Origin of the sequence: Idiomarina sp. (assembly GCF_048260185.1) — a bacterium.
In the GTDB taxonomy this organism is placed as follows: Bacteria; Pseudomonadota; Gammaproteobacteria; order Enterobacterales; family Alteromonadaceae; genus Idiomarina.
This window is the reverse complement of the sequence record NZ_JBLXHB010000006.1, coordinates 1-23,789: the sequence shown is the minus strand read 5'-3', so window position 1 is coordinate 23,789 and position 23,789 is coordinate 1. Positions and strand designations below refer to the sequence as shown.

At 44.8% G+C, this 23,789-nt stretch carries 17 protein-coding genes; 5 read left to right on the top strand and 12 right to left on the bottom strand.

What is annotated here, in order from left to right; all coding sequences use genetic code 11:
• Positions 1-49: 49 nt before the first annotated feature.
• Positions 50-2,359, bottom strand: coding sequence for a TonB-dependent receptor (locus ACN0RF_RS12585; protein ID WP_417439298.1), 2,310 nt, complete (start codon positions 2,357-2,359; stop codon positions 50-52).
• Positions 2,360-2,567: 208 nt separating this feature from the next.
• Between ACN0RF_RS12585 and ACN0RF_RS12580 the strand changes: the two genes are divergently transcribed.
• The 5 genes from ACN0RF_RS12580 to ACN0RF_RS12560 all read left to right on the top strand — a co-directional run bounded on the left by ACN0RF_RS12580 (position 2,568) and on the right by ACN0RF_RS12560 (position 6,232).
• The gene (locus ACN0RF_RS12580) at positions 2,568-3,491 is read left to right on the top strand and encodes an AraC family transcriptional regulator (RefSeq protein ID WP_417439297.1); all 924 of its coding nucleotides are present in this window, start codon (positions 2,568-2,570) and stop codon (positions 3,489-3,491) included.
• A gap of 141 nt (positions 3,492-3,632) precedes the next feature.
• Entirely contained in the window at positions 3,633-4,172 is a 540-nt protein-coding gene (locus ACN0RF_RS12575; protein WP_417439296.1) for a carboxymuconolactone decarboxylase family protein, read from the top strand.
• A 51-nt stretch (positions 4,173-4,223) separates the two neighbouring features.
• The gene (locus ACN0RF_RS12570; protein WP_417439295.1) at positions 4,224-4,622 is read left to right on the top strand and encodes a hypothetical protein; all 399 of its coding nucleotides are present in this window, start codon (positions 4,224-4,226) and stop codon (positions 4,620-4,622) included.
• Positions 4,623-4,634: 12 nt separating this feature from the next.
• Entirely contained in the window at positions 4,635-5,426 is a 792-nt protein-coding gene (locus ACN0RF_RS12565; protein WP_417439294.1) for a DUF547 domain-containing protein, read from the top strand.
• A gap of 83 nt (positions 5,427-5,509) precedes the next feature.
• A complete protein-coding gene (locus tag ACN0RF_RS12560) occupies positions 5,510-6,232 on the top strand; it encodes a DUF1499 domain-containing protein (protein ID WP_417439293.1) in 723 nt (240 codons plus the stop codon).
• 70 nt (positions 6,233-6,302) lie between these two features.
• Here the strand turns inward: ACN0RF_RS12560 and ACN0RF_RS12555 are convergent, their stop codons facing one another.
• The 11 genes from ACN0RF_RS12555 to ACN0RF_RS12505 all read right to left on the bottom strand — a co-directional run bounded on the left by ACN0RF_RS12555 (position 6,303) and on the right by ACN0RF_RS12505 (position 23,601).
• Positions 6,303-6,896 carry a FlgO family outer membrane protein gene (locus ACN0RF_RS12555; protein ID WP_286822710.1) on the bottom strand — a complete coding sequence of 198 codons (594 nt, stop codon included), beginning with the start codon at positions 6,894-6,896 and terminating at the stop codon, positions 6,303-6,305.
• A gap of 14 nt (positions 6,897-6,910) precedes the next feature.
• Complete coding sequence (locus tag ACN0RF_RS12550) at positions 6,911-7,477, bottom strand: FlgO family outer membrane protein (protein WP_417439292.1); 567 nt, start codon at positions 7,475-7,477, stop codon at positions 6,911-6,913.
• A 121-nt stretch (positions 7,478-7,598) separates the two neighbouring features.
• Positions 7,599-10,469 (bottom strand): TonB-dependent receptor domain-containing protein, encoded by a 2,871-nt coding sequence (locus tag ACN0RF_RS12545; RefSeq protein WP_417439291.1) that lies wholly within the window; start codon positions 10,467-10,469, stop codon positions 7,599-7,601.
• 150 nt (positions 10,470-10,619) lie between these two features.
• Positions 10,620-11,537, bottom strand: a complete 918-nt coding sequence (locus ACN0RF_RS12540; protein WP_417439290.1) for an SAM-dependent methyltransferase — start codon at positions 11,535-11,537, stop codon at positions 10,620-10,622.
• A 12-nt stretch (positions 11,538-11,549) separates the two neighbouring features.
• The gene (locus tag ACN0RF_RS12535; RefSeq protein ID WP_417439289.1) at positions 11,550-12,854 is read right to left on the bottom strand and encodes a 2OG-Fe(II) oxygenase family protein; all 1,305 of its coding nucleotides are present in this window, start codon (positions 12,852-12,854) and stop codon (positions 11,550-11,552) included.
• A gap of 70 nt (positions 12,855-12,924) precedes the next feature.
• On the bottom strand, positions 12,925-15,663 hold the full coding sequence (locus tag ACN0RF_RS12530) for a TonB-dependent receptor domain-containing protein (protein WP_417439288.1): 2,739 nt from the start codon (positions 15,661-15,663) through the stop codon (positions 12,925-12,927).
• A 310-nt stretch (positions 15,664-15,973) separates the two neighbouring features.
• Positions 15,974-18,877 carry a TonB-dependent receptor domain-containing protein gene (locus tag ACN0RF_RS12525; RefSeq protein ID WP_417439287.1) on the bottom strand — a complete coding sequence of 968 codons (2,904 nt, stop codon included), beginning with the start codon at positions 18,875-18,877 and terminating at the stop codon, positions 15,974-15,976.
• A gap of 146 nt (positions 18,878-19,023) precedes the next feature.
• Complete coding sequence (locus tag ACN0RF_RS12520) at positions 19,024-19,671, bottom strand: exonuclease domain-containing protein (RefSeq protein WP_417439286.1); 648 nt, start codon at positions 19,669-19,671, stop codon at positions 19,024-19,026.
• A 2-nt stretch (positions 19,672-19,673) separates the two neighbouring features.
• On the bottom strand, positions 19,674-21,506 hold the full coding sequence (locus ACN0RF_RS12515; protein WP_417439285.1) for a DUF294 nucleotidyltransferase-like domain-containing protein: 1,833 nt from the start codon (positions 21,504-21,506) through the stop codon (positions 19,674-19,676).
• A 106-nt stretch (positions 21,507-21,612) separates the two neighbouring features.
• Positions 21,613-23,328, bottom strand: a complete 1,716-nt coding sequence (locus ACN0RF_RS12510) for a sodium:solute symporter family protein (RefSeq protein ID WP_417439284.1) — start codon at positions 23,326-23,328, stop codon at positions 21,613-21,615.
• 6 nt (positions 23,329-23,334) lie between these two features.
• On the bottom strand, positions 23,335-23,601 hold the full coding sequence (locus ACN0RF_RS12505) for a DUF4212 domain-containing protein (RefSeq protein WP_417439283.1): 267 nt from the start codon (positions 23,599-23,601) through the stop codon (positions 23,335-23,337).
• Positions 23,602-23,789: the final 188 nt, after the last annotated feature.

Sequence of the window (23,789 nt, the reverse complement as noted above, 5' to 3'; positions counted from 1 at the left end):
AGACTTTTAACAGGTCTTATTATAGGTCATTTAATCTGCTTTTCCAGTTTTAAAACTTGTAATCAACACTCAAACGCGCGTGTCTTGGCTGCGATGGAAAAGCCAGGGTTGCACCAAAGTAACCGCCTTCAAATACCGGTGACCAGTTGTCCTGATCGGTAGCATTGAACACATCAATACGGGCACTTAACTGCTCGTCAAAGCGATAACGTGCGTTCAGGTTTAGCGTGTGCTGGTCACGTATAAACACCGTTTGCAGATAATCTAGCGGGTAGTGCTTGGTATAACTTAAATCACCACCGACCGACCATTCAGGGGTTATCTGCCAACCAGCAACCGCTGACGCCTGTACTTCGGGAATGCCCTGTAATTGTTGGTTTGACGCAGGAAACGCGGTGAAGTTAGGCGAGCCAACACCTGTACCTTCAATAATATCGGGGCGTGAATCATCAAACACATCGGCCACCTGACCTGTACCCTGCGACGCTGTTGAGTTGTCATAGTGCGCATCAATATAGCTAGCTGCAAGAGTTAGCCAGTAACCGGCTTCATGGCTGTAGTGCCACTGAGTTTCGAAACCCTCGGTGCGAATACCGCTGTTAGAGCCATCACGGTTGCGTAAGCTTCGCTTTTGGTCAAAGACCACAGCGTCCGCGTACCAGCGGGCATCACTTGGCGCGTATTTCACCCCCAGTTCATAAAGCGAGTTCTCTGTCGCAAAGTTTTGCGAATCAATTTCACCGGCGGCATTTAATACCGTACCACCCGCCATCGCGTTCGACGTAGAGTCGCTCTCATAGGCGGTTGCATAGAATGTCAGATCGGGTGTCCAGTTATACTGAGTTGATAAACTTACCGCGGTTAGCCAGTCACTGTAGGTATCGCTTGCAGCTTGAACACCCTGTGGTGGAATGGGATCTTTCGCATCTACGTCATAATAGTCCGCTCTTACGCCACCGGTGACTCGCCATTTGTCCGTAATATTCAGCTCGTGTTGAGCGAAAACACCCCACTGGTAGCTTTTTGAGTCGGTGGTGTCTGACGTAATAAAATCGCCCGTACCATCGCCGTCAATATCGTACTGGCTGCCCGGCGATACCCAGAGACCCGGGCGCAGCTCGATTAAACTGGCTTTCTGCTCACTAGTTAATGGAATGCGGCGGTTACTGAGTGGGCCTGTCAAATCAATAGGATTATCCGCCTCGGTTGAGAACTGGCTGTAACCCAGTACATCGTTAATTCGTAAGTTAACACCTACTACCGTTTTCTTATTTATGTGCAGCTCGGTGCGGTTTTCAAAGGTGTGAGCGTCATCAATAATTTCAACAAAACTGTTCTGGTTAATGCCTTCGCGGGTTAAATACTGATAATACGTGCGGTTAACCAACACCATGTCATCGTTCAGCCAGTGCTGAAGCTTTGCGTGCAACAAAGTGGTTTCAGCGGTATTGGTGTCGAGCGGGTCAGTTAACGTGGTACTGCGGTCAATTCGAACCTCTCCGGTTGGGCTAACAACAGCCCCTGCTCCCGGAACCCGCGAACCATTTGGCTGAATACCCTGTCCGGTAATATACAAATTATGGTCTATCAGGTTTTGCGTTGGCCGGTTAATGCCTGCATTGTCTGTCCAGTCAACATCGTAATACTCTAGGGATACATCCAGCAGCGTGTCGTCGTTAGGTGCAAACTTATACGCCAGCAAAAGGTCATTACTGCGGTGCTGATGAAAGTCGTAAAAGCTATCTTCATCCACATATTCGGCGCTTACTCGCAGGCCTTGCTCGCCCTTTTTTAGCACCCAGTTATGGTCAAGCTGCAAACGATACTGCTCCCACTCACCCAATTGGGCTTTCAAGGTAGAGTCCGACTCAGTCAGACGAGCGGTTTTGGGCTGCAAATTGACAAAGCCACCCACGCGTTGAGTAGTGCCCAGCATGACCGGCGGCGCGCCTTTAACAACAGCGATACCTTCAATGGCGTTAAACGACATGGGAATACCAAGCCCATTATTACCGGCCTGACGGCGCATGCCCGCTTCAAATAACTCGCCCAGCTGCCCGCGAACGGTAGGTAATGATGGGTTACCAAACCCCGCCGCGGCAAAGCTGTTAGGCGCAAAGCGCGCAATATCATGTAAGTCATTAATGGCAGCTTCTTCCATTAACGACGCACTAATAGCCGTGGCAGCGCGGGGAATTTCCTGCAGGCTTTCCGCTAAACCAAACAGACCTTCGGTTGTTTCTTCCGATGGCAGCACGACACTTCCGTCATCGCGACCAATAACCTCAATAACTTCCATTGGTTTTTCTTGTGCCACCGCCGTTAACGGCAAGAACCCTAGCCACCACCACTTTTTCATTTTTGTATTCCCTTATTAAACCAAATGACTTACTAAACGAAACTAAAAGCGTTATCTGTTGCGCCAGTCAGTTACGTTTATCACCAGAAATAAGATCGTTCTTCTGAAGATATTAACCTTCAGAAATCAATGGCAAAGGCTCAAAACCTTTACTCTTGAAACGCATCACGCATAATAGTCAGTATTCACTACTTAAGCCTATAGCGGAATGACAAAAACAACAGGAAACCCAACTCAAACAACGGAAGCTCTTAACGAACTACTAGAGCAAGTTGCCCGGGGTACCGAACTGCACTTTGAATCAGGCCTTTGCGGCCACTGGACCTTAATGGCCAAAGAGCCGGGAAAAGTCGCGTTTCATGTTGTCACAAATGGAGACTGCTGGTTTGGTTTACCGGGTTCTTCGGTCGAACCAATCAAACTAAATGCCTCAGACATTATTTTTGTTAATAAAGGCGTTTCTCACTTTCTGAGTAAGACTCAAATTCCATCTGACATAAACGAATCCGATATTCCCAAGTATTGTCAGCGCGACCACGAACAATCTGGTGTTGTTTGTTATGACGTTAACTCCGCTCCGGGAGCAAATGATACTCTATTTCAACTACTCCCACCCTGGCTCATTCTAAAACAAGCAGACCAGCATCAGCAGCTATCACATATTATTGAGTTAATCAGAGCTGAGGCAATTAATCAGTCTCCCGGATATCAAACCGTGATTAGTCGGCTAAGTGACGTTCTTTCTCTGAATTTGCTGCGGCAAGTTATTGATGAGGGTAAGTCTCTTCGCGGCCCTTTAGCTGCTCTGAGTGATCGCCAGTTGCGTACAGTCATTATGGCCGTGATTAACGAGCCGGGCGCGGACTGGACTGTAGAACGACTGGCAGACCTCGCTTATTTATCAGTCAGTGCGTTTGCAGAAAGGTGTATAAAGAAAACTGGCGTAACTCCGAAAAAACTCGTCGACCAACTCAGGTTACAACGGGCACGCATAATGCTAAGTAGCTCGCAGCTATCGATGGACGTGATTGCAGAGCAACTTGGCTATCAATCGGCAACCGCCTTCAGCCGCTTTTTCAAAAAGTATGCGGGCCTCTCCCCAGCAGAGTACCGCCACCAAACTCACTCGTAGCTAATTCGTCTTAGCACGCAAAAACACCTGTCTTCATGACTAAAACAGCGGGAATTGGTTTAGTCTGCTTTTATTTTTGAGCTTTTATTCTATATTCATACTCACAATATTAAATACAACTTAAAAGCGCAGGAGTAAAATATGAGTGACTTTAAACTACATGACAAAGAATCGGCTCCCGAGGAAAGCAGGAAGTTACTAGAAGGCTCTGAAAAAGCTTTCGGTATGATCCCCAATTTGCACGCTGTCATGGCTGAAGCACCCGGCATTCTGGAGGCTTACCAACAGGTGCACGAGCTTTTCGTGAATAGTAGCTTTGACAAAAACGAGTTAACGGTTGTCTGGCAAACCATCAATGTTTTCAACGAATGCCATTACTGCATTCCTGCTCATACTGCTATCGCAAAAAGTATGGGCGCTGATGACTCAATTACTGACAACATTAAAGCCGGTAAGCCCCTAGGCGATGACAAATTGGAAGCGCTACGACAGTTTACTTTGGTCATGCTTGAAAAGCGCGGTAACGCCGACGGAAGTGAGCTTGAGTCTTTTTATAAAGCTGGTTACGGACAGCGTCAGGCATTAGAGGTTATTTTGGGAATTGCTCAGAAAGCAATGAGCAACTTTACAAACCATATTGCAAATACACCTATAGATGAACCATTTAAAAAGTTCGCCTAGCCGGATGTGATGGCACCAGGTGAAATCCCAAAATCAACAACGGAAACAACTATGAGTCAGTCACTAGAACAAAAACTTCCGTGGGCACTGTTAGCGCTGCGGGTCGGTATTTTCATTGTTATGTTTGTATGGGCGCTGGATAAGTTTGTGAACCCGGGACATACCGCCGCAGTGTTCGAAGGCTTTTATGGAATAAATGGTTTGTCTTCGACTTTAGCTGCTGTATTGGGAGTACTTCAGGTCGCTCTTTGCCTGGCATTTATTGCCGGGTTATGGAAAACGATAACCTACGGTTTAATATTGATTATGCACGCAGCGTCGACTTTTTCGTCATTCCCACAATACCTAGACGCCTTTAACAACCTTCTGTTTTTTGCGGCATGGCCAATGTTAGCCGCTTGCATCGCACTCTTTATGCTACGCGAGTATGATACCAAGCTGAGCCTTTAAGATGGAGCGACTATGCGAGTCATATTTTTTGTTCTGGCTATGAGCTGGCAAATGGCTGCATCCGCGCAGTCATTTGACCTGTCTCATACCGCTTTTACTGATGTTCTGAATGATCATGTTGAGGTCTATGACGACGGTTTAAAGTCTGCGGTTAATTACCCTGAGTTAGCTCAAAACAGAAAGGCGCTGGACAAGTATCTCGCATCGCTGTCTGCAGTTGAGCCCGGACAGTATGAAAGCTGGACTCATGAGCAGCAACTGGGCTTTTTAATCAATGCATACAACGGTTTCACCCTGCAGCTTATTATCGACAATATCGATAAATTTGAGTCCGGCGAGGCTGATTCTATTCGCGATTTAGGCGGGGTATTTTCCAGCCCATGGGAGAAGTCGTTTTTTACGCTACTAGGTGAAAAACGTACTTTGGATTGGGTTGAGCACGAAAAAATTCGGGGCGACTTTGACGAGCCCCGCATACATGCCGCTTTAGTCTGCGCAGCAGTAAGCTGCCCTAAGCTGCGCGCGGAAGCCTTTACCGGTGAAAGTCTGGAGACTCAGCTAGAAGATCAGATGATCACTTTTTTAAGTGACCGCGATAAAAACGGTATTGATGATAAAGGCATTTATCTGTCGAAAATTTTTGACTGGTATCGTGAGGATTTTGACGGGCTTCGAGACTATCTAAGAGCCTATTCAAGGGCCCTTTCCGGTGATTCTGGTAGTGGCGATAATATGAACTTTCAGTATTTAGATATTCGTTTTGTTGACTATAACTGGAAATTAAATAATTTAGAAAATCGCTAAAAGCGTTAAACTGTTAAATTCCCGTTGACCCAAACCCAATGTAGTGACGTAATAGCAGGCAACATTACTTTAAGGGTGTCTTTATGAAAGCGTTACACGGTTTATTTATTCTTCTGGGTTTATTATCTGTCGTGCTGCTTGCTATATCAGGGCCTTTATACAAAAGCGGAACGGCTGAGTTAGGCACAGCATTCTTATTGCTGCGCTGGGCTGCTTATATTGGTGCGGCAACCTTCGTGCTTAACATTATCTGGTACTTTATTCGTCGCCCACAAGGGCTGGTTGCCGGGCTTAGTGGTTTAGCCATTATTGCCGGAGGCTTTGCTTTTTATATGCCTTTCAGTCAGTACCTGAAAGCACAGAATGTGCCTGCCATTCACGACATAACAACTGACACACAAAACCCGCCTGAGTTTGTTGCCATAGCCCCGCTACGTGCAGATGCATCCAACTCGGTTGAATATGCTGGAGAAGAAACAGCGAAACAACAGCGTCAGGCTTATCCTGAGTTAAGAACTTACGAGTCACTGGAATCACCGAATGAACTTTTCTCGGCTGCTTTATTAGCCGTAGATAAAATGGGCTGGGAGTTAGTAGAAAGCTCAGAAGCAGAAGGCAGAATTGAAGCGACAGCAACCACTACCTGGTTTGGTTTTAAAGACGACGTAGTGATAAGAGTTCGCAGTACAGCAGATGGTAGCCAATTAGATATTCGCAGTAAGTCACGTGTGGGCCGCAGCGATGTGGGCAAAAATGCTGAGCGCATTCGTGAGTTTATGTCTTTATTGAAGCCCGAATTACGTTAATAAAAGTTACGATAGAAAGTATTACGTTGGAAAGTATTGGGCCTGACACAAAGCGTCAGGCCCTTTCTATTTATGGAGCCTTGCGAAGTACCGGTTGCCCATAGTTTTCGTCCAGCTGTCTAACCGCCGACTCCGGAATAAATACCTGAGCCACACTGGCTACTTCTTTGGTATTGATATTCACTAGTCGGGCGTTAGCCATAACGCCATCCCGGTGATGAGACAAAGTACCGACCAATACATGAGTAATTGGCATAATCTCATCGAGTTCCAGATAGTCACGAGTTAACGCAAAGTCACCTTTTGGAGTGACCCGGATAAAGTCAGTCGCTTTAAAGTCGAGAACGCTTAGTTCACGACTGTGCAGTTCCTGCACCAATTGCTCTGACAGCACCATGCTTAACGGCGAGCTTTGATCATATTGACCAGTTACCCCAACTAAATTGGTTATACCCACCTTTGCACTATTTAACCGAATGCTGGCATTCTCGACCAATTGCTTAGCAAGTTCGGCGCTATACCGGGCACTGTACGGCTGAGTATAAATCTCTTCTGCCTTCTCTTCGGCGTTTACTTTAGCTTGCGAGACCTCCTGCTTAGCCGGCAACACAGTGCAGGCTCCCAGAAACAACGCAGTAAAACTTACAAAAATGGATAACTTCATGGCAGTGCCTCTTTCTAATTACGCTGTAAACGACCGTTAACTAGCTCAGTTTGTTTATTTGACCAATACAAATGCTTAGGAACATAACGGTTAGCCGCAGCCAAAACCTCCTGATTACGACGGTCGACAATACGCAAATTAACCATAGTTCCGGCATCTTTACGAGACAGAGTTCCCACCAGAACCCAGTCAATTTCAGGATGTTGTTCAAGCTCATCTACGTCACGAGAAAGCAGCGTTGCTCCCTCTTCTGCTACAGAAATGTAAGATTGGGCACGAAATTCAACCAAGCTTAAATTGCGCTCTTTAAGATGCGCATAAATACTTTCGCTCAACTGATGGCTTAACTCGCTTAATGAGTCGCCCGCTTGCGGCTGCTCAAGCGTTTCAGCTAATACCCAGCGAGTTACGCCAATGTTAGACCCATAGTGAGACTGATTGTCGTACGAGAGCTGACTCGCGAGCTGCTCCGCTAAGTCGTCGCCGATAGCTTCGTGGGGGTTGTTAGCATGGGCCGCTGCTGAGCCTGAGAACAGCAAAAACGGTAGTAAGAAACAAAGAATGAGCACCCGATAAAACATAGCCTGACCTTTAATGATAGAGCTTATGTGTTGTTATCGGCAGGTTTTGGGGAAGGTTTAGGGAATAAAAAGCCCTCTTAAAAAGAGGGCTTCAGTACTTATATTGCTCGTAAGCTAACGATTAGAAGCTATAAGTAAAGTTTACATAAGCACGGCGACCCGTTAGGTCATACAATGCGTTTTCTACATAACCTGGAGGAACTTTATCGAACATATTACGTATACCGCCAGTTACTCGCAATTCATCCGTAAAATGATAACCAACAGCGATGTCGTGCGTCATAATTGACCCTACATACGCCGGTCCAACATTCTCGTATGCTTCAACTCGAGGAGTTACGTCAAACAGTGCTGAACGGTCTAGGAAACGAGTTGTCCACGAAACATTCAAGTCGTCCAGACGATAGTTTGCAGAAAAACGGAACTGCCATTCTGGATCTCCAACTTCCCCAGTTTCAACCTGATCTTGAGTTGGTTGGTCTTGGAATGGATATTCAACAAACTCTTTTAAATGGTTGATAAACAATGAAGTTGAAAGAGAGCCAGGTAAATCAAACTGGCCTAACTCAGTTTGATAATTAAGTTCCATTTCATAGCCAGAGGTTTGAATAGCGGCAGCATTTAAGTAACCCGACTCAACGGCTGTCAACTGATTATCGTCACCGCGAGTAACTTGACCACAGAATGTATTATCAATACCACTCGATGAGTCTACGCAGTTATTGATTACGTCTTGAGGATCTATAAACGTGATAGCATCTTCAATTTCAATATCATAGTAATCTAGAGTAACCGAGAAGTTTTCAATAAAGCTAGGAGTCCAAACAACGCCAAAAGTTGTCGAATCTGACTCTTCCGCCTCTAGATTTGGATTACCTCCAGAGATAAGATCAATACTAGCGTTTGTAACTGATTCGAAATTCTCCGGAACACCCAACGCAGCACAGTTTGCAGCACGGTTTGGATCATTATCTATCCTAGTTTGATCACAAGGGTCGGTTACATTAGTAAACCCAGGAGACCGAGGGCTGAATGCTTCCGTGATATTAGGTGCACGAACAGCTACACCGACAGTACCACGGAAACGAATATCTTTAATTGGAGCGTACATAAAGCCTAACTTCCACGCATCAGCAGTACCTGCATGAGAGTAATCAGCGCTACGATAAGCCATGTCCAAAGTTAGTTCTTCAGCAAAGTCCAATCCAGCCAGAATTGGAAGGTTTAACTCTACGAAACCTTCTGTTACATCATACTCACCATATTCATTAGGTGTTGCAGCGTTAGCAGTTAAGCCTCTACGAGTAAATTCGTCGGTAATAGTCTCTGATGTTTCTTCGCGCCACTCAAAACCAACCGCGATGTCAACAGGCCCACCTTGTAACGAGAAAAAGTTAGCTGTATCTGTAACAAATGAAGCACCGGCATATTCCTGCGTAATTTTATCATCGCGAGTAACATCTGCGCTCATGAAGTCAATTGCAGATTGAGTAGCTTGGTCACCAAATGGGTTATAAGGAACACATTCCCCACCGTTATTTACAGAACCTGCATCAGGATCACGGCAGACAATGTTGCCATCAGCATCTTCAATTGTATCAACAGCAGCTAAAACGTTGTCTGGGATTTGCGAACGTAAAGTTTGACGGCGGTTGCGCGTCTCACCATAACCATAGTAGAAATCATATTGTAAATAGCTTCCGCCAAGCTCTAAGGCTCCATCAACACCACCATTAAAGCGGAACAATTCTCGACGGTTATCCGCTGTACGGTTACCCCAGTCTTCAAAGAACTTCCAAAAATCAGCTTGTTGAATGCCTGCATCAAGAAGGTTGGTTCTTAATTCTTCATCTAAATAGGGATTATCTTCGACATTAATCACCATCGCCTGACTAAAGGATGGCTGAAACTGCTGTTCAATATCAGCTTGAGTATATTTGAAATCAGAATAAAAACGCGCTGAGTCGCTCATTTCAAAGCTTAAGGAAGAACCAACGTTTACGCGATTAACGTTAGGCTGAAGGTTTACATAGTCTTCAGTATACAAACATGTTTCACAGCGCTCTGAGTATTGGCCAAACAATGCTGAGTTTGTACCGTCACGAGCAGGCTGTCTTTGCCATGAACCGTCTGGGAAAAAACCGTAAAAATCATCAGCTAATAGAACACCGCCGCCTGAAATATACTCTGAAGCTATACCTTCGGCATAGATACGATCCGGGATTCCATCCAAACGCCCAGTATCTTCAGGGTTCAATATTGTTCCCCAACTATTAAACTGGCGAACATCATTTGCCATCGTTTCTTGAATACGGTTCATACCGGCATAGAACGTCGCGTTACCACGGCCGTTCATAAAATCACCGCCACCTAAGAAAGTGAATTCGTGTGTGCGAGCACCAACGCCTTCAGTTGATCCAGCTGCCTGTCCGCTAATCTCAAAACCTTCATAGTTCTTTTTCAGAATAACGTTAATAACACCTGAAACAGCATCTGAACCATAAATAGCTGACGCACCACCAGTCATGATTTCGATACGCTCGATCATGCCTGAAGGAATAGTTGATAAATCAACTGACGCAGAGCCAGGAGAGCCTGCAACGTGACGCTTGCCATCAACCAGCACCAAAGTACGGTTTGCACCTAAACGACGTAAATCAGCAGAACTAACACCGGCACTCGCATTACTCTCACGGTTACCTATTAGAGTATTAGTAGCACCTACAGCAGGTAATTCAGCTAAGATTTGCCCTAAGTCTGGAGAACCGAATTTTTCGATATCCTCTTCACCAAGAGACAAAATTGGTGCGGCTTGAGACAGCTCAGGACGAGCAATTCGTGAACCTGTGGTAACGATTCGCTCCATTTGCTCTTCGGCTTGTTCTGTTTCTGTGCTCTGCTGAGCATCTTGCGCTACTGCTAACGCAGGAAAGCCTAAAGACGCAGCAACTGCTGCAGCCGTTAAGCTTTTTCGGAATGTCATATTTTTCATGAGTAAAAACTCCCTGGAACGTTTTTATTATTTTACTTCTTATATGAAGTGTTAAGGAATTTATCAGGAAGTTAAAAGATTGTAAACTTTTAGTGTTAATTTTGTTTCAGGGATCTGGGTTGAAGTAAAAAGGAGCTAAAGCCCCTAATATTAAGAGCTTTTAACCGCCTGTACACAATTCCCTACAACTCCGGTTTCCGGAAACTGCACTTGTTGAATTCGAACCTGCTTAAAACCAACATCTTCGATGCGCCTTTTCAAGTCAGAAGGTTCCCCTAAACTATCGGTGGCTTTTAGCAAAGTGGTAAGCCGGGCTCGGTGCTCGGTTACATTAGCTAGGTAATCGTCAAATATCTTTTGTGATTCCGCTTTTTTCCCTGCCGCTGCTGCTTGCAAGAGATGCTTAGTCGCAGGAACAAAATTCATCGCATGAAAAGCCGATTGCTGCTGATGCTTGCGGGCAAATTGATTTAACCGTTGCTGAGCCTCTTGCGCTGCTCTCGGTAAACTACCTTCCCCCTGTTTAAATAAGGCCTCCTGCAATACGCTCACCGATTTTTTAAGTTGCTTAATGACAGAGGGAATAAGCTCATAAACTTCTAAGCTCTTTTTGTAGATAACGGACTCCTCAGAATGCACCAGAGCAACTAACGACCCACCGCGTTTTAACTGTGATGATAAATTTCTTAATCCAGAGTCAAGATCCCCATACTCAATGCCAAAGTGTGAGACAAAGACTCCTACTTTCTTCTTACCAGATAAGCTAAATTGCTCGTAGTCAGTTTCTCCTGATAACTTCAAACTCTTATTCGGTGGGTTAATCTGCGCGGAATCAATTCCGGATACATCGAGCTTTTTTCCTTTTTCTTCCGCGTATTCAGTCAACCACTGCACAACAATTCCGTTACCGGTACCAACATCGACAACCGGTTGCTTTACATCGGTTTCATCCATACGCTCAAACCAAAATTTTCGCATTTGGTAGGTTTGTAAACGCGAACGGTCATCTAGAAAGCTGGCTTTTGCGCCCTTTTGCCAAAAATAAGTCCACGGATTACGTTGTGTCATCTCTTTCCCTTTTTATTCTTCTGGATAAATATCAAAAGCAACCGTCAATCGGTTTTCGCGACTTTGAAAAGGTGTTGTTCCGTGCCAAAAATAAGAGGGGAAAAGCACGATAAGCCCCTCCTCCGGACGGATAAAGTAATCTGCATAATCCTCTTCCAATAACTCACTTTCACCGAGCTTAAGCCACCCCTGCCCTTTATTTGTTAATTCTTTATTTGCTGCAACATAATAACAACCACTTATCCAGCCTTCATTATGATAATGGCTTTTATGATAGCCGTTGTTACGTAATTTAACCGACCATGAACCAGTAAAGTCAAAACTTTTACCGCTATGCTGTAAAAATGGGTGGGACTGCTCCCATTTCAAGCTATCACTCCATTGTGCAACATATTCTTTAATCGCCGTCGCTAAATGTTGAGTTGCTCCACTGCAATTTGAAAACAAATGCCCGTCAGTCTGGCTACCATTACGAAGAGATTGCTCTAAAGGATGCTGAGAGCTGCCATGAAGTTTTTCAAGTTTAAAAGAAAGCTCCTGATGAAAGCTTCTCCTTGTTGAAAACCCCGATGGTACAGGAAGATAACTCGCACTAACAAAACGCTCAAAGTCGTACAGCTCTTGGTAACTGTCACTCAACTCTGCAGCTTTAAAGACCGAAGCAAGTAATGCCCAATCTCCTTGTTCAGGTTTTTTACTAATAGCAATTAATTGACGAGCACTATGCAACGCCTGCTGATATAGTTTTAACGCAAGTTCACACTTAGCTTTTGTTCGTAATGTTGCAGCGGATTTGTTACCGGAAGCTATCACTTTTTCTATACTTTTTAGCGCTTGTTCATAGTTTTTAGTTTTAAACTGAACATGCGCTCGCATAATAGCAAACTCATTGACGCTTTCATTCGGATCAAACTTTTCTAGTAAACTGATTACACTTGAGTAGTCTTCAGCTTGCAATAGTAAACGTGCATAATCATAAACTAAGGGTAACTGAGGACGTTTTTCGCTAAGTGCCTTGTTATAAAAGGCTGTCCAATCGGGGTTATCTAAGCGCCAATTCACCTCGGCCCAAATTCTCTGAGCCCGACGATGATTAAGATTCGTTTTTAAAAAACGCTCAACCATCTGAGAGGCTTGTTGTATAAACTGACGTTTTCCCATACTCGCTAAACACTGAGCCTTCAGTAAATACGCTTTTTCAGCATTCGGGAAGTAACCTAACGCTGAGGTCAGCTCCTGCTCCGCCTCTTTAAAACGGTTACTTTTAACCAGTTCGATAGCAAAATTATAATGTTTAATATAAAGCGATTTCGACACAATAATTACCTTCAGCCATAAAAAAACCCAGCCGAAGCTGGGTTTTATCAACAACTAACGTTGGTAAACCTTAGAACTTCATACCAACACGAGCATACCAGTATTGGCCTGCTGTGTCATAAGATGAGTTCAAAGTGTTCATGTCGTTATTGTTTGTTACGTATGGAGGTTGTTTATCAAACAAGTTACGAATACCCAAAGTAAACGTTGTACGTTCACCATAGTAATAGTTCGCTTGCATGTCATGATAAATATAAGAGCCTGTTGAGCTACTCACGTCTTTTGAGTCGTAGTTAATATCGTCAGTGCCTGACTGGTAGCGAGCTGTCCAGCTAACATCAGCATCACCAATTTTATAACCTGCCGTTAAGTTAGTACGTAACTCAGGGAATGCCGCAACACGACCACCAAAGTTTGTATCAGCACCGAACTTACCAGCTAACTCAAGAGCACTGGCACCAGCCTGAGCTACGTAAGTATAATCTTTCAGGTAAGTACCGTCTAAGCGCATGGTCAATTGGCCGCCAGCCAAATCACGGCTCCAGTTCACATCAAAATCAATACCTGAGGTTTCAAATACTGAAATATTTTGAGTGTAAGCTAGTACGCCAGCAATATAACCGTTTGAATCACGGTAGTCAGAACCTGACCAGGAAGGTCTGTCAACCGCATCGGCTCCTAAGATAAGGCCACAGGCTTCATTGGAGAAGTTTTCGCTACCATAACATTGAGCAACGATTGCACTTGTGCTTGGCGCACCAATACCGTTCTCAATTTCAATGTCATAATAATCGACAGCAATGCTCAAGTTCTCTACGAATTCTGGTTGGTAAACCACGCCCATAGTGAAACTGTCAGAAGTTTCTGGCTGCAGATCTTCGTTACCACCAACTAATGTAGAAGACTGGTTGTTATCTAAAGTAAAGTCCGGCGCAAAACCTTCGCCTGAACAGTTATCGATAACGTTTTGGTTACTGCTGTCGCCATATTCTACACAAGGGTCTGTGTAAGAAATATTGGATTCTTCCTGTGGTGAATAAAGGTCGCTAATACCTGGAGCACGGAAACCTTCAGCAACAGTTGCACGAACCAGTAAGCCGTCCATAGGCACGTATTCTAAACCAAATTTCGTCGTGGTTTCACCATCGAGGAAATCATACTCTGAATAACGAACCGCTGCAGACAAGTCTAAGGACTGAACGCCTGGCAGGTCACGCAATAATGGAACGTTAAGCTCTAAGTAAGCTTCTTCAACGTCATAAGAACCTTCAGTTGGTTCTGCTGCAACGCTGTAAATTTGACCAAGGATAGCGCCGCCATCTGGCTGGTTCTGATATTCTTCCCAACGTTTTTCAACGCCGACAGCCCAAGCTACAGGCCCAGCTGGCAGAGTAAAACTACCAGTATCACCGGTTAAGTTAGCCATCAACTGTTTAGTTGTGCCGCGCTCAACAGGAGAGTTTGGTACTAAAACATAGTCCATTAATTCTTGACTTAAAGTACCAGCTTCGAACGGGTTCCAAAGACCAGGACATGCTTCTTCTGCATCACACAGGTCCGGGTCTAAAACGGTTGCGAAACGCTCAGGGTTTGCACGACCATAGTCAACGCTCGCATCAACGAAACGCGAGTAGTTGTATGATACATCCCAAGACCAACCGTTATCCAGATAGCCTTCGAAACCGAATACCATACGGTAATCAGAGAAATCCTGAGTGAACGAGCGTCCACCAGTTTCTTCTAAACGACGATAAATATAAACGTCTTCGCCAATTGGGTTGTCAGGATGGTTACCAGCAACAGTTGGTCCCCAGAAAGTACCTTCAGACGCCATTAACTGATCCGACTGACGGTTAGTATAACCCGCTTCCATGAACACGTTTAAGTCGCGCGTCAACTCATAATTCGCTGATGCGTTAATAGTGAAGATATCCTGCGGCGTTACCATATAACTTGCAGGTGCGAAGTTATAGGCATCTTGCTGACCATTATACGGACGAACTTCACCCGTCTCAGGATCTACAACAAAGCTGGTGTCAGCTACTGATGAGTTATACGGTGAGTTTTCAGCCGCGGCAGACCAGGTGCTGTATGGAATCGTTGTTGAACCACCTTGAACTATTTGGCCACCTTCTTCACTTAGCGGAATTCGTGAAAAATCACGATCACCTTGCCAAATTGGGTTACGGTTTTGATACTCAAGAGCTAATACAACATTGCCTTTGCCGCTAGATGCGCCGATAACACCTGAAAGTTTAGTGGTTTCACCATCACCTTCACCGGTCAAGTCGTATTGAGCTGAGAATTCAGCACCTTCAAAATCTTTTTTCGTAATGAAGTTGATAACGCCGGCAATTGCATCTGAGCCATAAATGGTTGATGCGCCATCACGCAAAACTTCAACGCGCTCAATGTATGCCATAGGAATTGAGTTTAAATCGCCAGAAGCATAACGACGGCCGTTTAAAAGAATCAAGGTTCTATCAGAACCCAGTCCACGCAAGTTAGCAGACGCATAACCGCCGGAGCCGTTATTGGTGTTAGAACCGTTGTAACCACCGTTCATTGATGGAATGTTATGTACAAATTTTTCCATCGTCGTGAAGCCTGATGATTCAATAGCTTCAGAGTCAAATACAGTGATCGGGCTTGCTGTTTCCATATCAGTACGTTTGATACGCGAACCAGTAACCTGGATACGTTCAACGTTGTCCGCGCCGCTATCTTGGGCTGCGACCAACGCTGGAAAGCCTAACGTGGCTGTAACAGCAATAGCTGTTAAGCTTTTACGGAAGGTGTTGCTATTCATAGAAATTACTCCCTGGAACATTATTTTTTAGTTGCTTGATTGGCGAAAGCAACCTGAAACCGATGGCAGTTTGACTATTTATTGTTTAACTGCCCGTTTTCGGTAACAACCTTTTAACGCCCCAGGATTAAAATTTCAAGTGCTAAGCGGACTCTTTTACTAATGAACGCGCGCATGCGTTCAAAAAACAACCATATAGGTCACTTTTAAAGCCGAAAAGTTAATTAAGTCAACTATTGTTAATAAAAAAACAAACAAAAAGCCAGCTGTAAACAGCTGGCTTTTACACATCAATATTTAAGTAAAACGATTACATGAATTCGTAAGAAACACTTGCGAATACATAACGACCTAATGCATCAAAGTAACCTGGATAAGTGTTACCATTGCTGCCGTTAGCTCCTGTCAGGTAAGGAGGATCGTTGGCTAAGATGTTATTAACACCAACACTAAACGTTGCACCTTCAGCAAACTGGTAACGACCAGTTAAATCTAGGTAGTTTTCGGCATCAATACCCCGTGAAGTACCAGTCAGGTGATCAACAGCACCCAGTGCACGCCAATTCGCCGACACAGATACACCATCGTTGTTCATCCAGGTTGCACGCAAGTTGTGTTGCCATTCTGGTCTGGGTGACTCACAAGTTCCGCCCCATTTACCAGCACACTCTGTCACTGCAAGACCAACGACAGGCTGAGTGTCAAACTTAGTAAAGTAAGTACCCACTAGGTTGAACTTAAGACGACCCCAGTCATTATTAAGCTCTTGAGTGAAAGTAGAGTTAATGTCGAAACCTGTACGTTGTTCAAAACCAATGTTCACGTTAGTCTCAACAATGCTATCTTCACCTAACCATAGTGAACCGCTGTTTTCACCTCGGCTAATTTGGTCGCAGAAAGTTGGATCACCTGTCTCTAAACAAAGATCAAGTGTAGTCTCTGATGGAACCGTTCCAATAGCATCTTCAACTTTGATGTCAAAATAATCGACTGACACATCGAAGTTACCATCCATAGAACGATATACAAAGCCAGCTGAAATCGTATCAGAAGTTTCAGGATCTAAGTCAGGGTTACCGCCAAAAATTGCGTTGTACTGGCTTGCCGGGCTCTGAGGGATATTGCCATACTGACCTGCTGTTACCCCTGAATTTTGACAAGCTTCCAAGCTCGCTTCAGGGTTTGCGCCAGCACATGGATCACTATCCATATCGTACAAACCTAAGCTTTGCGGATCAAAAAGCTCACGAATGTTGGCATGACGCGCCGCGCGCTGGAAACTACCACGTAATTTCACTGTTTGATTAACATCCCAACCTACAGCGATCTTATAAGTGTCTGTTGATTGATCTGTGGTGTAATCTGAATAGCGATAGCCTAAATCAACAACAAGGCTATCAGCCCAATCGGCACCGTCTACGACGTAAATTTTCGCTTCGCTGAAGAACTCTTCAACACCGAGAGAACCCTCTGTACCAATTGTTGGTCCACCCTGACCAGCACCGTCACCTGATTCAAAGTTACTATCGGGACGGAAAACCAGTTTTTCTTTACGACTTGTAATACCGGCTAATAGCTCAACACCACCATAAGACCATGGTGTTTTAATGCCATAATCACCTAAATTACCGATAACATAACCCGTTACGTCACGTAAGTTAGTTTCACCCGTTGCGTACAGTGGTAGAGTTAGATAATCCAATGCTTCTTGCGAAACATCAGGACCAAAAATATCCCAAGGAACGCAATCTGGGTCAACTCCACTCAATGCTGCACTACAAACCGCTTCTCCAGTATCCGGATCAGTAGTTACATCCAATGCACGACCAATATTAGTAATACTGAAGTCGTTTTCATAAACAGAGCTTAGTGTTACGTTGCCAAAGTTAGCGGATAAGTCATAACTCCAGGTATCGTCAATAAAACCACGAATACCGAAGACACCACGATATGAAAGATGCTGTAAGTCTTGTTGACGAGGACCACCTTCAACGTTTCGTTTACCAATATAGGCACCTTCCCACACATTCGGGTCGCCCTCGGCTTGCGCAGGGCCGTCAGCACCACAAATTGTATCTCGTTGTTGAGCAGAGAAAAGAGGGTTGTCGCAACTTAAGTCAACTTGTGGAAAGAACGCACCTGATTCAGCAATTTGTGAAACACTGCGGTCTTTCACATAGCCAAGTTCAGTAAAGAACTCAACATGGTCATTCAGTTCATACTTACCGAATGCGCCCAAGGTAATGCGTTCATCAGGGCGTTGGTAATAGTTCACAGGTCCAAAGTTATAAAGACGCCCATCGTATTCCTCAAATGTGCCATCACCAATATAATAATCATAGCCACCAGCCTCAAAGTCCGTTAAACGGCCATCTGGAATCGTGCCTGAGCCACCACAAAAATATTCACCCGTATCAGCATCGCGGTCATAAGCACAAATACTGTAATCACGATTATCCTGCGTAATAGCTTCAATGTTACGAACTGTCGCGTAAGCTGTTATGTTTCCTTTGCCATCATCAGAGTTTGCACCAATAGTGATCGAGAAATCATTCATATGACCATCACGACCAGAACCCGGCGCTAAAGGAAAACCTGCTTCTTCGGCGGCTTGTGCAACGCCATTATCATTATCGTTATTGTATTGATAAAAGCTATGCTGATAATCAAGCTTAACGCCTTCGAAGTCATCCTTCATAATAAAGTTGACGACACCAGCAACCGCGTCTGAACCGTAAGTCGCCGACGCACCACCCGTTAATAGCTCCACATTCTCAACCAGAGCACTTGGAATTTGGTTTAAGTCGGGAGAAATACCACCAACGAGAGGTGATCCCATAACCAAACGGCGGCCGTTCATTAGAACCAGAGTCCGTTGAGGCTCTAAACCACGTAACGAAACCGTCGCTGTACCCGTGGCACCGTTTGAGTCAGTTGACGTTTGGCCAGGGAAAACCTGTGGTAAGTCATTTACCAAGTCCTCTGCACGAACGTTACCGCTAAATTCAAATTCTTCTGATGTAACCTGAGAAATTGGGCTTGAGCTAACTACGTTAGCTGATTGTGGAATACGAGAGCCCGTTACCTGAATACGCTCAACCGATTCTTCCACTTCTACATCTGTAGATTCCTGATCTTGCGCCAAAACAGGAAAACTGATTGTTCCTGCTACTGCAGCCGCAATTAAACTTTTGCGAAACTTAGTGTTATTCATAAGTTAAATCCCCCGGAGATTTATTATTATTGGTTAGAGATCGACCTCCAACAGTTCATAATCTACCAACAAGTTAACTTTATGTAAACTAATTGTATTTAATATGTTGATTTAGTTGATGTAACCATTCTTTGAAAATATGTTAATCAATCTCGAAATATTAACAAAGATAATAGGGAGGCATTTAAATCAGTACCCTGACAGCACTGCGCCAAAAAAAGCTCTGCACAAGCAACGGTATCGGTCAGTGCATGATGGGAATTGTAATCAGGTAAGTTGTAGCGTTTACGACAGGCGCTAAGGGTAAGCTGGCCGCCGTGAACAGGTTGATGAGGGTTGCGCTCAAGCTTATGCTTTTCGAACGCTAAAGTGTCGAAAATAGCCAAAGGTTTAAAGGGAATGCCAAACTGCGCTTCTATGTGTTTCAGGAAACGCCAGTCCATACCTTTGTGGTGACAAACTAACACGGCATCATTCAAAGCTCGGCTTAACATAGCAAAGGTTTGTTTAGGTTCAGAACTGTGCAAAAAATCTTGCCTGGTTAAACCATGAATGGTCGGGCTCTGGCCTAGTTCAAGCTCTTGCCCGTGAGCGAAAACATGATACTGAGCATTACCCAGGTGCATCACCGGGGGATGAATGCTCATCCAGGCAATAGATAAAATCTGATGCTTTTTCGGATCTAGCCCAGTGCTCTCAATGTCGAGTGCTACGTATCGCAGGCTTTGCCACGGCTGTTTTAATTTCTGTCGCCGGTCGTACCAATGAGCCAGTTTTTGCAGCCACTGAGACATAATTAGTAACCTTGCCGGCTAAACTTCAGACCTACGCCCTGCTGTGCTTCTTTTATAATTTTAAAAGCGGTTTTTAACTGGCGCCTTGAAAGCGTGCTCAGTTCATCAGGGTCTATGGCATTCTTTGGTTTGTCGCTGCCCCATTCTTTTAACTGATGGTTCAACCTGAGCTGCGTCAAAAACTCCCAGGCTTCCAGCAGTGACTGGTTATCGCGACGATTTAACAAACGGCTACCTTTTAGTGCGTTTAAGCGTGCAGCAGTGCCTGGTGACGTAATTCCGGCCTGCAATGAGTAAATACGTGCTATGTCATTAATTAATGCAATGCCGTAACGTTTAATATCTATGGTATCGCCGTCATCGGTATCCTCTGTGCGTAAGCGGTTAAACAACCCTAAAGGTACGGCTATGCGGTTAACCAGAATGGCTAAATTTCCCAGGAACATTTCGTTCTTCGCTAAGTTCGCAATCTGTTCGCGGTATTCTTGATAAAATTTCTCCGGGCCAACAACCGGCCTGCTGTCAAAAAATATCTGACAATACATAAGTGCTTTTGGTGTCGGGCTTTCAATCCAGTTCCGGAAACGTTCCTTCCATTGGTCTATAGTCCCCCGACACTCCGGATTGGATGCCATAATATTCCCCGGACAAGATGGGATACCACATTCATTCAACCCTTCGCAGACGTAATTTCCTAAACCTGCAAACCAGTCTTTTTGCTTATCGGACAAACCATTGCTAAGCAAAAGACCGTTGTCCTGATCTGAACTTAAAGTTTGATCTTCTCTGCCCTGTGAGCCAAATGCTAACCAGCTATAAGCGGCTGGTGCGGCGCCGTTTTCCTGCTCATACAGCTGTATTAGCTGACGTGTCATGCCGTCAGTAACCGATGCCATAAGCCGACCTAAAACAGATGTTTGCTTTACGCGGCTGGCAAAGGTCTGTAGATATTCCGGAAGCTTCTGCGCTTCTTCTATTAATTGAGACTTACTACTTGCCTTACGAATGGCACTAATAAGAAAGACTGGATCGCTGCGTTGCTGACGAATTAAGTCGGTTGCCGTTACCATCCCTACGGGTTGGTTCTGGTCATTAACCACCGGTAAGTGATGAATATTACTGGAGGTCATAGTGGTTAACGCATCCATTAACGAGCGATTTTCGTAAACCGATTCAGGCAACTGTGTCATTACCGCAGAAACGCGCACATCCAGCGGTAAGCCTTCAGCCACTACCCGGTTTCTTAAGTCTCTGTCCGTTAAAATGCCGACCAACTGGGTGTCATCAACGACCAAAACAGACGATATTCCATGGCTAGCCATTAACTTAGCGGCTTCTTGCACCGATGTGCTACTGGATAAACTGACCGGAGGCATGGACACAACACTACCTACCGTCTGCTCACTCCAGTCACTATCGGTGCCATCATCACTTTTTTGTTCTGTTAATAAACGTTGGCCATGAGCTCTTATAAAGTATTGTTCGAAAGGTTTTGATGCGTTACGAAGCCGATCAAACGCCGACTGTGGCAACACATAAACAATACCGTCTTCTATCGCCTGCAATTTATTAACCACTTCACGGCCTGATAGCAAAGATGGGTAACCAAACAAATCGCCGCTTTCCAAACGCTCTATCAGTCGTCCGTCGGCTCCTCGTAAATCAAACACACCTGAACGCACGATAAACAGCGCCGGTCTCATATCTTTTAATATATCGTTGCAGTTCTGATCATTCATATAAACGGACTGCAACTGAGATACGACCCAGCTTCTTTGCTCTTCAGGTAACGTGTCAAAAGGAGGGCAGTCTTGTAGAAATGAATTAACTTCCATGGCTAATCCTAATTTATAGAAAAGCTGATTTCAGTCTTGTGTATTAACTTGAGTTAGTCAATAAAAAGCCCAGCGCGGGGCTGGGCTTCAATTGAGATATATCTCGTTAGTGAGACTGAGCTTCACCGGATCCTTTTGGATACCGTATAGACTCAACCAGTTCCTGAATTTCTTCCGGAGCGTCACCAGTAAACTTATGCACGACAACTGCAACAACAAAGTTGATGATCATGCCTAAGGTACCAATACCCTCAGGAGAAATTCCAAACAACCAGTTTTCCTCAGTATTCAGCTCAGGAGCAACGAATTTGAAGTACACGATATAGCAGAAGGTAAATAGTATACCAACAACCATACCAGCTATCGCACCTGTGCTGTTCATACGTTTATGGAACACACCCATGATTATCGCAGGGAAGAAGCTTGCTGCGGCTAAGCCGAAGGCAAAGGCGACCACCTGCGCCACGAAGCCGGGCGGATATATACCAAAGTAGACTGAGATGACAATTGCCGTCGCAGCTGCAACCCTGGCGTAGAACAACTCTTGTTTATCCGTTATATTCGGCGCCAAATTTCGTTTCAGTAAGTCGTGCGAAACGGAGGTTGATATAACGAGTAGCAGACCTGCCGAAGTGGAAAGTGCTGCGGCAACACCACCTGCTGCAACCAAAGCGACAACCCAGGCCGGCAATTCGCCAATTTCCGGATTCGCCAGTACCATGATGTCACGGTCAATGGTCATTTCATTGCGTTCATCACCTGAGTAGAACATCTTGCCGTCGTTGTTGTTGTCTTCCCACGTGATAAGACCGGTTTTTTCCCAGTTTTTAATCCAGCTTGGCGCATTATCGTATTCAACACCTTGTAGATCCGGGCCATTGATGGTGTTGAAAATATTTACTTTAGCAAACGAAGCAATAGTTGGAGCTGTTAAGTAAACTACTGAAATGAAAGTCAGAGCCCAGAAAGCTGAACGGCGTGCATCACGTACTTTCGGTACTGTAAAGAAACGCACAATAACGTGAGGCAAACCAGCGGTGCCTACCATCAATGCTGCAGTAATGAAGAACACATCGACTTTACTACGTACACCTTCGGTATATTCAGCAAAACCTAGCTCGGTCGATAATCCATCCAGTCGTTCCAGTAAGAACTGTCCGGAACCGGGAACGCCATCGGCTATAGTGCCACCAAAACCCGTTTGAGGCAGTACATGACCGGTCATCATTAACGACAAGAATACCGCAGGCACAATGTAAGCGAACATCAACACAATGTACTGTGCTACCTGAGTGTAGGTTATCCCTTTCATGCCACCCAGTACGGTATAAAAGAAAACAATTATGGCACCGATGATAACACCAGTTGCGATGTCAACTTCCAGGAAGCGGGAAAATACGACACCAACACCTCGCATTTGACCTGCAATGTAAGTAAAACAGATTAAGATGGCACAGATAACTGCAATGGTACGTGCCGTTTGAGAATAGTAGCGGTCCCCAATGAAATCAGGCACGGTGAATTTGCCAAACTTACGTAAGTAAGGAGCAAGACACATAGCCAGAAGTACATAGCCACCAGTCCACCCCATTAGGTAAACAGAGCCATCATAACCGGCAAAGGCTACGATACCCGCCATTGAAATAAAAGAAGCAGCTGACATCCAGTCTGCGGCCGTTGCCATACCATTGGCAATAGGATTAACCCCGCCGCTTGCTACATAAAAGTCATTAGTTGAGCCGGCACGTGACCAAATCGCAATACCTATGTATAGCGCGAAAGTCAGGCCGACGATTATAAAGGTGAGCGTTTGAATATCCATAGCGCCTTAGTCCTCGTGTACACTGTATTTGTTATCTAACGCGGCCATGCCTCTCACATAAATGAAGATAAGCACGATGAAAGTCAGAATGGAGCCTTGCTGTGCGAACCAGAATCCCAGCTTGAAGCCGAAGAAAGTGATTTCGTTAAGCACATCCACCAATATAATTCCAAAGCCATAGGAAACGACAAACCATACAATTAGCAGCTTGAGCATCAAGCTGAGGTTTTCTTTCCAATACGCTTTGGCATGGGATTCACTTTCGAATGCCATAACGTTCCCTCCAGTTGTTCAACATTATTGTTTTTGATCGCTAACAAATGTAAGTGCAATTGTTAACAAGGGGAATTGGACTTTGGTCGTAGCTGATTGAAAGGAGAATTTCAGACATAAAAAAAGCCCCTCGCATAAGCGAAGGGCTGTTTTATTAGTAGTCTGGCGGTGACCTACTCTCGCATGGG